Genomic DNA, 13,581 nt, shown 5'->3' on the forward strand with positions numbered 1-13,581 from the left:
GGCCGAGGGGCGTTGACACGTTCGCGAGGCAGTGGCAGAGTCACCGCGCACGAGGATGTTTACGTTCACATTCCGTCGTCGGACCAGCGTCCGGCGTGTTCCAGGACACAGACGTCCAGGGGAGTCCGGACGCCGTAGTCCGGGGAAAGGGGTGTGCCAGTGCCTGGTCGCCGCCCACCAAGCCTCCGTGTCTCCGCGGCCGGTTGGAGCTTCGTCACACCGTTTCTGGCCGCTTTCGCCTTCGCGTTCCTCGCGCCGGTGCTCTACTCGCTGTACCTGAGCCTGTTCCGCGACCAGCTCATGGGCGGCAACCAGTTCGTGGGGCTGGAGAACTACTCCGCAGCGCTCACCGATCCCAAGTTCTGGGACGGCGCCGGCCGCGTGCTCCTGTTCCTCGTGGTGCAGGTGCCGATCATGCTCGCCGTGGCTCTGGCCGCGGCCCTCGTGATCGACAGCGGCCGGCTCTTCGGCAAGCGTTTCACGCGGATCGCGCTGTTCGTGCCCTACGCGGTGCCCGGGGTCGTCGCCGTGCTGATGTGGGGCTTCCTGTACGGCGAGCGGATCGGCATGGTCGGCTGGCTCAACGAGACCGTCGGCGCGCAGGTGCTCGACCCGTTCTCCAAGGAGTGGATCCTCGTCGCGATCGGCAACATCGTGACGTGGGAGTTCGTCGGCTACAACATGCTGATCCTCTACTCGGCGCTGCGCACGGTGCCCGGTGAGCTGTACGAGGCGGCCGCCATCGACGGCGCGGGCCAGTGGCGTGTGATCTCGGCGGTGAAGCTCCCCGCCCTGCGCGGCGCCCTCGTCATCGCCACGATCTTCTCGATCATCGGCAGCTTCCAGCTCTTCAACGAGCCGAACATCCTCGAAGACCTCGCGCCCACGCTCATCTCGTCGTCGTACACACCCAACATGTACGCGTACAACCTGAGCTTCCGGGGCCAGCAGGTCAGCTACGCGGCGACCGTCGCGATCATCATGGGCGTGCTGACCGCGGTGATCGCGTACGTCGTCCAGCTCCGCGGGACCAGGAGGGACAGCTGATGGCGGGCTCGTTCGCACGACCGCGCAAGTCGGTCGTCCTCACGGTGCTCATGGCGGGCCTGGTCGCCTACTCGCTGATCCCGCTGCTGTGGCTGCTGATCAGCGCGACCAAGACGCAGGACATGCTCGGCGACTCGTTCGGGCTGCTCCCGGCGGGACCGTTCGCGCTGTTCGACAACATCTCGCAGGTGCTGACCCACCAGGACGGCATCTTCGTGCGCTGGTTCGGCAACACCGTCGTCTACGTGGTGGCGGGCGCGGGCGGGGCCACGCTGCTGGCCACCCTCGGCGGGTACGGGCTGGCGAAGTACCGCTTCCGCGGCCGCTCGGTGGTCTTCGCCACGATCATCGGCGCGGTCGCCGTGCCGGGCGCGGCGCTCGCGGTGCCGACGTTCCTGATGTTCAGCGAGCTCGGGCTCACCAACACGATGTGGTCGGTCATCCTGCCGACCCTGGTGTCCCCCTTCGGGCTCTACCTGATGTGGGTGTTCGCCACGGAGGCCGTTCCGAGCGAGCTGCTGGAGGCGGCGCGGGTCGACGGCTCGGGCGAGTGGCGCACGTTCTTCACCATCTCGCTGCGCCTGCTCGCGCCCGGCATCGTGACCGTCGCGCTGTTCGTGATCGTGGCCACGTGGAACAACTACTTCCTGCCGCTGATCATGCTGTCCGACAAGAACCTGTTCCCGCTCGCGATCGGGCTGGCGAGCTGGAACGCCGACGCGATCGGCGTGGGGGCGGCCCCCGTGTTCCACCTGGTCATCACGGGTGCAGTGCTGACGATCCTGCCGATCGTCATCGTGTTCCTGCTGTTGCAGCGGTACTGGCAGTCCGGCCTGAGCGCCGGGAGTGTCAAGGGATGAACGACGTCGACGAACCACTCGACGCGATGAACTACCTCAAGGAGGAGGAACGATGAGAAACACACGCAGCCGCGTCGCGGCGGGCGCCGTCATCACGCTGCTGGCCACGACCCTGGCCGCCTGCTCGGGTGGTGACAACGCCGGAGGTGGCTCGGGCGAGGGCGCGAGCGCTGAGGAGATCGAGGCCGCGCTCCAGGAGGGCGGCACCATCGACTACTGGACCTGGACGCCGCAGGCCGAGAAGCAGATCGAGGCCTTCGAGGCGGCGTACCCGAACGTGACCGTGAACCTCACGGACACGCAGGGTGCGGAGGACCACAACACGGCGCTGCAGAACGCGATCGCCGCCGAGAAGGGCATCCCGGACGTCGCGCAGCTCGAGTACCAGTCGGTGCCGCAGTTCCAGCTTCCCGGACAGCTCACCGACCTGACCGGGTACGGCTTCGGCGACCTCGAGGACCTGTACACGCCGTCCACCTGGGGTGCCGTGTCGCAGAACGGCGGCATCTGGGGGCTGCCGCAGGACTCGGGCCCGATGGCGCTGTTCTACAACGCTGAAGTCTTCGAGGAGAACGACCTCGTGGTCCCGGAGACCTGGGACGAGTACATCGAGCAGGCGCGCAAGCTCAAGGAGTCCGACCCGGACAAGTTCCTGCTCAACGACGACGGCAACGGCCCGGGCACCGTCACCTCGCTGATCTGGCAGGCCGGCGGCAAGCCGTTCCAGGTGGACGGCGAGACCGTGACGGTGGACCTCGCCGACGAGGGCACGCAGAAGTTCGCCGAGATGTACCAGACGTTCATCGACGAGGAGCTGGTCGCGAACATCACCGGCTGGAGCGAGGAGTGGTTCCAGGCGCTCGAGGACGGCACCATCTCGGCGATCGTGGTGGGCGCCTGGATGCCGGGCGTCTTCGAGGACGGCTCCCCCGGTGGCTCGGGCAAGTGGCGCGTCGCGCCCATGCCGACGTACGACGGCACGCCCGTGAACGCCGAGAACGGCGGCTCGTCGGAGGTCATCCCCGCCGGCTCGGACGACAAGCTGCTCGCCGCCGGGTTCCTCAAGTGGCTCAACTCCGACCCGGAGAGCATCCGGGTGTTCATGGACACGGGCGGCTTCCCCGCCACCGTCGCGGAGCTGGAGTCCGACGAGTTCCTGGGCTACGAGTCCGAGTACTTCGGCGGGCAGAAGATCAACGAGGTGCTGTCCGCCGGCGCGGACAACGTGGTCGAGGGCTGGCAGTACCTGCCCTGGCAGTCGTACGCGAACAGCATCTTCTCGGACACCGTTGGCCAGGCCTACCTCGACCAGACGTCGCTGCTGGATGGGCTCGCCGCGTGGCAGGAGGAGAACGTCCGGTACGGAGAGGAACAGGGGTTCACGGTCAACGGCTGACGCCGGCCGCTGATCCCTACTGAGCGAGCGGGGGTCCCGGGCTCCGGGATCCCCGCTCGGCCCCGGCACGCGCACAGCGTCGCCGGCACCGCGTCACCCGCGCCGCGTGCACCGCCGTCCCCGCACTGAGCGCACAGCACCACCCGCACCGCACAGCGTCACCGTTCCGCACCACCGCACCAACGCTCTACAACCGAAATCCCGCACCAAAGTCCTGCACCGTCCTGCACTGCGATGAAGGAGTGTGGTCCCGTGAGGCGTCTTTCTGCTGCCCTCGCTGCTCTTGCCTGCGCCTTGACGACGGCCGTCGGAGCGGTCTCCGCCCAGGCCTCACCCGAGACGGTGGTGAACGCCACCCAGTTCACCGACACGTCCGGCAACCCGCTGCACGCCCACGGCGGCGGCGTGGTCAAGGTGGGCACCTACTACTACTGGTTCGGCGAGAACCGGAACGCCGACAACACGTTCCGGTACGTGTCCGCCTACCGGTCCACCGACCTCGTGCACTGGGAGTTCCGCAACCACGTGCTCACCGAGGCGAGCGACCCGGAGCTCGCCACGGCCAACATCGAGCGGCCCAAGGTCATGTACAACGCGTCCACCGGGCAGTTCGTGATGTGGATGCACAAGGAGAACGGCACCGACTACTCCGAGGCGCGTGCGGCCGTGGCGTTGAGCGACACGGTGGACGGCGACTACGACTACCGCGGGAGCTTCCGGCCGCTGGGCCACATGTCGCGCGACATCGGCGTGTTCGTCGACACCGACGGCGCCGGGTACATGTACTCAGCCGCGAACGAGAACTACGACCTGCACATCTACCGGCTCACCGCCGACTACACGGGCATCCAGTCGCTCGTCGCCAACCCGTGGCCTGGCGGCCACCGCGAGGCGCCCGCCCTGTTCAAGCGGGGCAGCACGTACTTCATGCTCACGTCCGGCGCCACGGGCTGGAACCCGAACCAGCAGAAGTACGCGACCACCAGCAACCTGGCGTCGGGCTGGTCGGCCATGCAGAACGTCGGCGACTCCACCGCCTACGGCTCGCAGACCACGTTCGTGCTCCCGGTGCAGGGCACCTCTGGCACGTCCCACCTGTACATGGGCGACCGCTGGGGCAACTCCATCGGCACCAACGTGAACGGCTCGCGCTACGTCTGGGCGCCGATCACGTTCCCCACCTCGACCTCCATGTCGTTCGACTACTACCCGGAGCTCGTGATCGACGCCGCGGCGGGCACCATCACCGGCCGGGGCGGGCCGTTCGAGACGGTCACGGCGCGGCACTCCGGCAGGTGCCTCGACGTGACCAGCCAGTCCTACGCCGCGGGCACCCAGATCAAGCAGTACGACTGCAACGGCGGCGGCAACCAGCGGTTCTGGTTCCGGGACCGGGGCGACGGCTACTACAACCTCGTGGCCAGGCACAGCGCGCTCTGCGTGCAGGAGAACGCCACGACGGTGACCCAGGAGAGCTGCGGCACCGGCACGAACCAGCAGTGGTCGGTGGTCGCCGCGTCCGGCAGCTACGTGACCGTCCGGTCCAGGGCGACCGGGGAGTGCCTGGACGTCAGCGGCGGCTCGACGGCGAACGGCGCAGCGGTGATCACCTACGCGTGCACCGGCGCGACCAACCAGCAATGGACCAGAGGCTGAGGAGTGCTACCCATGAGACGAACCATCGCGGCCCTTGCCGCAGTCGCGGCGGCCGGCGCCCTCGCGGCCCCCGTGGCGGCCGCCTCCACGCCGGCGGCCACCGCCGTCGCCCCGCTCGACCGGACGACGACCGACCGGACGACGACCGACCGGACGACGACCGACCGGACGACGACCGACCGGGCGTTGACCGCCCGGGCGACCCAGCCGACGTCGGAGGACGGCGTGACCGTGCGGCCGGACCCGTCCTACCGGGGCGGAAGGTGGGAGGGCTGGGGCTCCAGCCTGGTCTGGTCCGGTAACGCGACGGGCGGCTACCCCGACGAGATCCGCGACCACCTGGCCGACCTGCTCTACGGACCCGACGGCCTGAACCTCAACATCGCGCGCTACAACATCGGCGGCGGCAACGCGCCGGACGTGCGCGACGACTACATGAAGGTGGGCGCCACGATGCCGGGCTTCTGGGCGGCGCCGCCGGGGATCGGCGTCGACGACCGCGACTGGTGGGACCCGGACAACCCGGAGCACTGGAACTGGGACGCGGACGCGAACCAGCGCTGGTGGATCGACGCGATCAAGGACCGCGTCACCCACTGGGAGGCGTTCAGCAACTCGCCGCCGTGGTTCCAGACGGTCTCCGGCTACGTGAGCGGCGGGTTCGACGGCAACACGGACCAGATCCGCCCGGACACCCTCGACGACTTCGCGACCTACCTGGTCCGCGTGACCGAGCACATCGAGGACGCGCACGACATCGAGTTCGACACGATCGACCCGCTGAACGAGCCGAACACGAACTACTGGTCGACGACGCTTGGCGCGGACGGGCAGCCGACCGGCGGGCGGCAGGAGGGCGCGCACGCCGGGCCCGCGCTGCAGCAGCAGGTGATCCAGGCGCTCGACCAGGAGCTGCAGGGCGCCCGCACGGACGCCGTCATCTCCGCGATGGACGAGACCAACCCGGGCATCTTCACCACGAACTGGAACGCGTACACGCCGCAGGCTCGCGCGGCGGTGGACCAGCTCAACGTGCACACGTACGGCACCGGCCAGCGGACGTCGGCGCGGGACATCGCCAAGGGCGCGGCCAAGCCGCTGTGGATGAGCGAGGTCGAGGGGAGCTGGGGACCGCCGTCGGACTTCGTGACGATGGCGCCGGGGCTCGGCATCGCCGACCGGATCACCGACGACCTGCGCGAGCTCGAGCCGACGGCCTGGGTGCTGTGGCAGCCGATCGAGGACTACGACGCGCAGGTGGCCGGCGGTGGCAACTGGGGCTCGATCCAGGTGCCGTTCTCGTGCGACGCGCAGGACACGCTGGAGACGTGCCCCGTGCGGACGAACACGAAGTTCGACACCATCCGCAACTTCACCCACTACATCGAGCCGGGTGACCACCTCATCGGCACCGACGACGCCGACACGACGGCCGCCGTGTCCGGGTCGGACGACGTGACCCTCGTGCACGTCAACTCGACGCCGTCCGCCCGGACAGTGACGCTCGACCTGTCGCTGTTCCGGGACGTCGCGCGCGGCGCCCGGGTCACACCCGTCGTGACCTCGGCGGACGGGGCGCTGGTCCGCGGCAGGTCCGTGCGGGTGTCCGGCGGCAGGGCGACCCTCGAGGTGCCCGGCGAGTCCGTCACCACCTTCCTGGTCGACGGCGTCTCGGGGGTCGCCCGGCGCGCTCCCCTCGCCCAGGACGGCCACGCCTACCGGTTCGTCGGCGCGGCCTCGGGCCGGGCGCTCACGCCCGCCGAGTCCGGCGGCGGGCTCGTGCTCCGCGACGTGCGGACGGCGGCGCGCGACCAGCTCTGGACGCTCGAACGGGTGGCGGACGCGCGCGGCCGGGGCACCGGCCACCGCCCCACCGCCTCGAACCGCGCCCGGTACGAGGTGGTCAACCTCGCCTCGGGTGAGCGGCTCGCGGCCCGGTCGGGCACGCTCGTCACGGAGCAGGCGTCCGACGACGACGCCGCTGCCCGCTGGATGATGTCGACCACGGGCGACGGGTCGTGGACGCTGGTCAACGTGGCCACCGGCCTGCTGCCCGACGTCGCCGGCGGTGCGACCGCCGACGGCTCGCGGGTCGGCCTGTACACGCCGACGTCCGGCGGGAACCAGCGGTGGACGGTGCTCGACGAGACGCCGCGGGGCACCGTGCCGGTCGAGCTGTTCACGGTGCCCGGTCTGGCCCCGGAGCTCCCGGAGACCGTGGCGGGCGTGTTCCGCGACGGTGAACGGGGCGAGCTTCCCGTGCGGTGGGACCCGGTGGACCCCGGCGCCTGGGACGAGGTGGGTCTGGTCGAGGTGACCGGCACGGCGACCAGCGCGGCGGGTGAGCCGGTGGCGGCGTCCGCCGAGGTGCTGGTGGACGTGATCGAGGCGACCGAACCGGCGTCGGCCCGCACGTACGTGGGCGGCGAGCCGGACCTGCCGGGCACGGTGACCGGCGTCGGCTCGACGGGGAGCCGGGTGGAGCTTCCGGTGACGTGGGCGCCCGGCGGGCCGTACGACGCCGTCGGCGAGGTGACCGTGGCCGGCACGGCCGCACTGCCGGACGGCGCGACCGTGCCGGCGTCGGCCCGGGTGGTGGTGACCGAGCCGGCGGTGGGCAACGTCGCGACGGACCCGCGGGCTGCCGTGTCGGCGACCTACACCGAGCCGGGCTACTCCGCCGCGGGGCTGAACAACGGGATCCTGGCGGAGAAGGCCTGGTCGAACTGGCGCTCGGGCACCAAGAACCCGAGCGACACACTCACCGCCGAGCTCGGCCGGGAGCGGGACGTGACCGGCGTGTCCGTGCACTTCTGGCGGGACGGCACCAACCGGAGCTGGGCCGAGACCGTGCGGGTGGAGGCGCTGGTCGACGGCGCCTGGGTGGCCGTGAGCGCGGACGTTCCGGTGGACGGCTCGGGCCCGGGTCAGCCGGTGACGACCGTCGAGCTGGCCGAACCGCTGCGGACGAGCGCGGTCCGCGTGGTCCTGGACCAGTTCGACGGCGGGTACACGACGGCGGGGGAGGTCGAGGTGCTGGCCCTGGTCCCGTCGGACGCCTGATCGTCCCGTCCGACGCCTGATCGACGGTCCCCTTCGGGGCCGAGGTCTCTTGGCTCTGAGCCCGCGCAGAGCCAAGAAACCTCGGCCCCGAAGAAGGGGAAGGAGCCGGCTCCGTCACGCGGCTGGGCACCGGGGTTGTCGTAACGTATCGTGTGAGCGCTAACATCGCCGTCGACGGTCCGGGCCCGGCTCGGTACCGTGACGACGGTGACACGAACGACGCCTCGCGACGGTGCGGGCAGGACGGAGCGGTCCACGATGGTGGAGCGGCAGGACGAAGCAGGGGGGCGGCTCGCGAGTCTCCGGGAGGCGATAGCGCAGGGCCGGACCGCCCTCGGTATCGAGCTCGGCTCCACCCGGATCAAGGCGTGCCTGGTCGGTCCGGACGGCGCGCCGCTCGCGAGCGGCAGCCACGACTGGGAGAACCAGCTCGTCGACGGCATCTGGACCTACTCGCTGGACGCCGTCTGGTCGGGCCTGCGGGAGTCGGTGGCGGCCCTGCTGGCCGACGTCGAGCGGCAGTACGGCGTGCGGCCGACGACCGTCGGCGCGCTCGGCATCTCGGCGATGATGCACGGCTACCTGGCGTTCGACGAGGCGGACGAGCTGCTCGTGCCGTTCCGGACCTGGCGCAACACCACGACGGAGCGCGCCGCGACCGAGCTCACCGGCCTGTTCGGGTACAACATCCCGCTGCGCTGGTCGGTCGCTCACCTCTACCAGGCGCTGCTCGACGGCGAGCCGCACGTCGCGCGCGTGCGGCACCTCACGACGCTGGCCGGGTACGTGCACTGGCGGCTGACCGGGCAGCAGGTGCTCGGCGTCGGCGACGCCTCCGGCATGTTCCCGATCGACCCGGCGACCAAGGACTACGACCGGCGGATGCTGGCCCAGTACGACGAGCTGGTCGCCGGCCGCGGCCCAGGCATCGCGGACCTGCTGCCGCGCGTCCTCCCTGCCGGCGCGGACGCCGGCACGCTGACCGAGGAGGGCGCGGCGCTGCTGGACCCGACCGGGACGCTCCGGGCGGGCATCCCGCTGTGCCCGCCCGAGGGCGACGCGGGGACCGGCATGGTCGCCACCAACTCGGTGGCGCCGCGCACCGGGAACGTGAGCGCAGGGACGAGCATCTTCGCGATGGTCGTGCTGGAGAAGCCGCTGGAGCGGGTGCACGAGGAGCTCGACCTCGTCACCACCCCGGCCGGCGACCTCGTGGCCATGGTGCACTGCAACAACGGGGCCTCCGAGCTGGGCGCCTGGGCCGAGGTGTTCGGCCAGTTCGCGACGGCGCTGGGCCGGCCGGCCGAGCCGGGCGCGGTCTTCGAGGCGCTCCTGCGGTCCGCCCTCGACGGCGACGCCGACGGCGGCGGCCTGCTCGCCTACAACTACCTGTCCGGCGAGCCGATCACGGGCCTGGAGGCCGGGCGCCCACTGTTCACCCGCACGCCGGACAGCCGGCTGACGCTGGCCAACTTCGCCCGCACCCAGGTCTACAGCGCGTTCGGCACGCTGAGCCTCGGCATGCGCGTGCTCGCGGCGGAGCAGGTCGAGCTGGACGCGATGTTCGCGCACGGCGGCCTGTTCAAGACCGAGGGCGTGGCCCAGCGCCTGCTGGCGGCGGCCCTCGGGGCGCCGGTGGCCGTCGGCCGGACGGCGGGCGAGGGCGGTGCCTGGGGCATCGCCGTGCTCGCCGCCTACCGTGCCTCCGCGGCCGGCGCACCGGCCCCCGCGCAGAGCCTGGGCGACTACCTGAACGCCGAGGTGTTCGCGGACGCCGCGCTCGACGTCGTCGAGCCCGACGCTGATGACGTGGCGGGCTTCTCCGCCTTCCTGGAGCGCTACAGCGCGGGCCTGGCGATCGAACGCGCCGCCGTCGCCGCGCTCCGCAACCGAGACACGACGCGAGAGAGCGACCGATGAGCGGCAAGACCCTGACCGACTACCCGCAGGCGGTCCAGGACGAGGTCGCGCGCGTGCGCGCCGTCGTCTCGGACCTGCACGCCGAGCTGCCCCGGTGGGACCTGGTGGTCTGGACCGCCGGCAACGTCTCGCAGCGCGTGCCGAATCCCGAGGCGCCGGACGGCAGTGCGGACCTGTTCGTCATCAAGCCGTCGGGCGTCTCCTACGACGACCTGACCCCGGCCGGCATGGTGGTGTGCGACCTCGACGGGAACCTCGTCGACGGGACGCGCGCGCCGTCGTCGGACACCGCAGCGCATGCCTACGTGTACCGGCACCTGCCCGAGGTGGGCGGGGTGGTGCACACGCACTCCACGTACGCGACGGCGTGGGCCGCGCGCGGCGAGGAGGTGCCGTGCGTGCTCACGATGATGGCCGACGAGTTCGGCGGCCCGATCCCCGTGGGCCCGTTCGCGATCATCGGCGACGACTCGATCGGCCGCGGCATCGTCGAGACGCTGCGCGGCCACCGCAGCCCGGCCGTGCTGATGCGCAACCACGGCCCCTTCACGATCGGCAAGGACGCCCGCGCGGCGGTGAAGGCCGCCGTGATGTGCGAGGAGGTGGCCCGCACGGTGCACATCGCGCGCCAGCTCGGCGAGCCGGTGCCGATCGAGCAGCGGCACATCGACTCCCTCTACGACCGCTACCAGAACGTCTACGGCCAGCAGACCGCTGCCACCACGGAAGGACAGGCATGAGCACCAAGCCCTACGCGGACCGTGAGGTCTGGTTCCTCACCGGCAGCCAGGACCTCTACGGCGAGGAGACCCTGGCCCAGGTCGCGGAGCAGTCCCAGGAGGTGGCCCGCGCGCTGGACGCGTCCTCCGACGTGCCGGTCAAGGTCGTGTGGAAGCCCGTCCTCAAGGACTCGGCGGCGATCCGCCGCGCGATGCTGGACGCCAACAGCGACGACAGCGTGCTGGGCGTCGTCACCTGGATGCACACCTTCAGCCCCGCGAAGATGTGGATCGCGGGCCTGGACGCGCTGCGCAAGCCGCTGCTGCACCTGCACACGCAGGCCAACGTCGAGCTCCCGTGGGACGAGATCGACATGGACTTCATGAACCTCAACCAGGCCGCGCACGGCGACCGGGAGTACGCGTACATCGCCACGCGCCTCGGCGTCGCGCGGACGACGGTGGTGGGGCACGTCTCCAACCCGGCGGTCACGCGCCGGGTGGGCACCTGGGTGCGCGGCGCGGCCGGCTGGGCCGCCACGCACGAGCTCAGGCTGGTGCGGTTCGGCGACAACATGCGCAACGTGGCCGTCACCGAGGGCGACAAGACCGAGGCCGAGCTGCGGTTCGGCGTCTCGGTGAACACGCACGGTGTGAACGAGCTGGTCGCGGCCGTCGACGCCGTCGAGGAGTCCGCCGTCGACAAGGTGGTCGCCGAGTACGAGGAGAAGTACGACGTCGCCCCCGAGCTCCGGGCCGGTGGCGAGCGGCACGACTCCCTGCGCTACGCCGCGCGCCAGGAGATCGCCCTGCTCGGCTTCCTGGAGGCGGCCGGGGCCAAGGCGTTCACCACCAACTTCGAGGACCTGGGCGCGCTGCGCCAGCTCCCCGGCCTGGCGGTCCAGCGCCTCATGGAGCAGGGCTACGGGTTCGGCGCCGAGGGCGACTGGAAGACGGCGGTGCTCGTGCGCGCGGCCAAGGTGATGGGGCTCGGCCTCCCGGGCGGCGCCAGCCTCATGGAGGACTACACCTACGACCTCACGCCCGGCTCCGAGCTGATCCTCGGCGCGCACATGCTGGAGGTCTGCCCGTCGCTGACCACGTCGAAGCCGCGCATCGAGATCCACCCGCTCGGCATCGGCGGCAAGGAGGACCCGGTCCGCATGGTGTTCTCGGCCGACGCCGTCGAGGGCGCCGTCGTCGTCTCCCTCGCCGACATGCGGGACCGGTTCCGGCTGACGGCGAACGTGGTCGACGTCGTCACGCCGCCGCGGGACCTGCCCAAGCTGCCCGTGGCGCGGGCGATGTGGGCCCCGCGGCCGTCGTTCGAGGTCTCCGCCGAGGCGTGGCTGACGGCGGGCGGTGCCCACCACACCGTCATGTCGACCGCGGCGGGCATCGAGGCGTTCGAGGTGTTCGCGAACATCGCGCGCACCGAGCTGCTGGTGATCGACGAGGACACGACCCGGCGCGGCTTCGCCGACCAGGTGCGCTGGAACCAGGTCTACTACCGGGTGGCCCAGGGCTTCTGACCCGCGCCCCGTCGCAATCCCCGCCAGGCCGGTGCGGGGCCCGAAACTCCGAGTTTCGGGCCCCCGCACCGACCTGGCGCCGTTCTTCGGGGAAGCGACGCGGGCGAGCGCCGGTCCGAGGTGTCGGGTTCGTCCGGGTTGGCGAGATCTGTTCCCCTACTAGGGCAAACGCGGCAGACTCGTTACTGGACCGTGACGTGCTTCGCTGTTCACCGGACCTATGTGAGCGCTAACATTTCACTCGGGCACTACGCAGCTCACCCGCACGAAGCCGTGCGGGATCTCAAGGAGGAGACATGGCACGCACTACCCTGACCCGTACCGTTCTGGCCGCCGTGTCGGCGGCCTCGCTGTTCGCGCTCGGCGCGTGCGCATCGGACGCCGGCACCCAGACCGAGGGCGGCGGCGAGACCGGCGGCGCCGACGACGGCGTCATCACCCTCGGCTTCTCGCAGGTCGGCGCAGAGTCCGGCTGGCGCGCCGCCAACACCAAGTCCATCCAGGACACCCTCACCGCGGAGAACGGCTTCGACCTCAAGTTCTCCGACGCCCAGCAGAAGCAGGAGAACCAGATCACGGCCATCCGCTCCTACATCACGCAGGGCGTTGACGTCATCGCGTTCTCCCCGGTGGTCGAGACCGGCTGGGACGCGGTGCTCCAGGAGGCCAAGACCGCCGGCATCCCCGTGATCCTCACGGACCGCGCCGTCGACTCCGAGGACGAGACCCTCTACGAGTCGTTCATCGGCTCCGACTTCGTCAAGGAGGGCGAGATGGCCGGCGAGTGGGCCGTCGAGCAGTACGACGGCGAGGGCTACAAGGCCGTCGAGCTGCAGGGCACCACGGGTGCCGCCCCGGCGATCGACCGCAAGGAGGGCTTCGAGGCGGCGATCGAGGGTTCGGACATCGAGATCATCGACAGCCAGACCGGCAACTTCACGCGGGCCGAGGGCAAGACCGTCATGGAGGGCTTCCTCAACGCCCACGACGACATCGACCTCGTGTTCGCGCACAACGACGACATGGGGCTCGGCGCCATCGAGGCCATCGAGGCCGCCGGCCTGACGCCGGGCGAGGACATCAAGATCATCACGATCGACGCCGTCAAGGACGGTATGCAGGCGCTCGCCGACGGCAAGATCAACTACATCGTCGAGTGCAACCCGCTGCTCGGCCCGGACCTGGCGGAGATCGCCAAGGCGGTCGTCGCGGGCGAGGAGGTCGAGAAGCGCATCGTGGTCAAGGACGAGGCGTTCGACCAGGAGGCGGCGATCGAGGCGCTGCCCACCCGCGAGTACTGACCGACAACCTCCGCGGGGGTAGAGCGTGTGTCCGACACACGCTCTACCTCGGCGGCGCGAGACCGCTGAGGTAGGGCGTGTGGACGT

At 70.8% G+C, this 13,581-nt stretch carries 9 protein-coding genes; all 9 read left to right on the top strand.

Features of this window, described 5'->3' with window-relative positions; translation table 11 throughout:
* The first annotated feature begins 258 nt into the window (after positions 1-258).
* Positions 259-1,047, top strand: a complete 789-nt coding sequence (locus AC0QU1_RS02685) for a carbohydrate ABC transporter permease (protein WP_483574126.1) — start codon at positions 259-261, stop codon at positions 1,045-1,047.
* Positions 1,047-1,907: a carbohydrate ABC transporter permease gene (locus tag AC0QU1_RS02690; RefSeq protein WP_483574128.1), complete on the top strand. Its 861-nt coding sequence runs from the start codon at positions 1,047-1,049 to the stop codon at positions 1,905-1,907. The genes AC0QU1_RS02685 and AC0QU1_RS02690 overlap by 1 nt, the downstream gene beginning before the upstream one ends.
* 52 nt (positions 1,908-1,959) lie before the next feature.
* Positions 1,960-3,303, top strand: a complete 1,344-nt coding sequence (locus AC0QU1_RS02695; protein WP_483574130.1) for an ABC transporter substrate-binding protein — start codon at positions 1,960-1,962, stop codon at positions 3,301-3,303.
* A gap of 252 nt (positions 3,304-3,555) precedes the next feature.
* Positions 3,556-4,959 (top strand): RICIN domain-containing protein, encoded by a 1,404-nt coding sequence (locus AC0QU1_RS02700; protein ID WP_483574131.1) that lies wholly within the window; start codon positions 3,556-3,558, stop codon positions 4,957-4,959.
* A 12-nt stretch (positions 4,960-4,971) separates the two neighbouring features.
* Positions 4,972-8,022 carry an RICIN domain-containing protein gene (locus AC0QU1_RS02705; RefSeq protein WP_483574133.1) on the top strand — a complete coding sequence of 1,017 codons (3,051 nt, stop codon included), beginning with the start codon at positions 4,972-4,974 and terminating at the stop codon, positions 8,020-8,022.
* A 258-nt stretch (positions 8,023-8,280) separates the two neighbouring features.
* Complete coding sequence (locus AC0QU1_RS02710) at positions 8,281-9,942, top strand: xylulokinase (protein WP_483576620.1); 1,662 nt, start codon at positions 8,281-8,283, stop codon at positions 9,940-9,942.
* A complete protein-coding gene (locus AC0QU1_RS02715; protein ID WP_483574135.1) occupies positions 9,939-10,682 on the top strand; it encodes an L-ribulose-5-phosphate 4-epimerase in 744 nt (247 codons plus the stop codon). The genes AC0QU1_RS02710 and AC0QU1_RS02715 overlap by 4 nt, the downstream gene beginning before the upstream one ends.
* Entirely contained in the window at positions 10,679-12,193 is a 1,515-nt protein-coding gene (gene araA / locus AC0QU1_RS02720; protein WP_483574136.1) for an L-arabinose isomerase, read from the top strand. Before AC0QU1_RS02715 ends, araA begins: the two co-directional genes overlap by 4 nt.
* A 296-nt stretch (positions 12,194-12,489) precedes the next feature.
* Positions 12,490-13,494 carry an ABC transporter substrate-binding protein gene (locus AC0QU1_RS02725; RefSeq protein ID WP_483574137.1) on the top strand — a complete coding sequence of 335 codons (1,005 nt, stop codon included), beginning with the start codon at positions 12,490-12,492 and terminating at the stop codon, positions 13,492-13,494.
* Positions 13,495-13,581: the final 87 nt, after the last annotated feature.

The sequence above is a fragment of the Promicromonospora noduliphila genome (genome assembly GCF_056951025.1).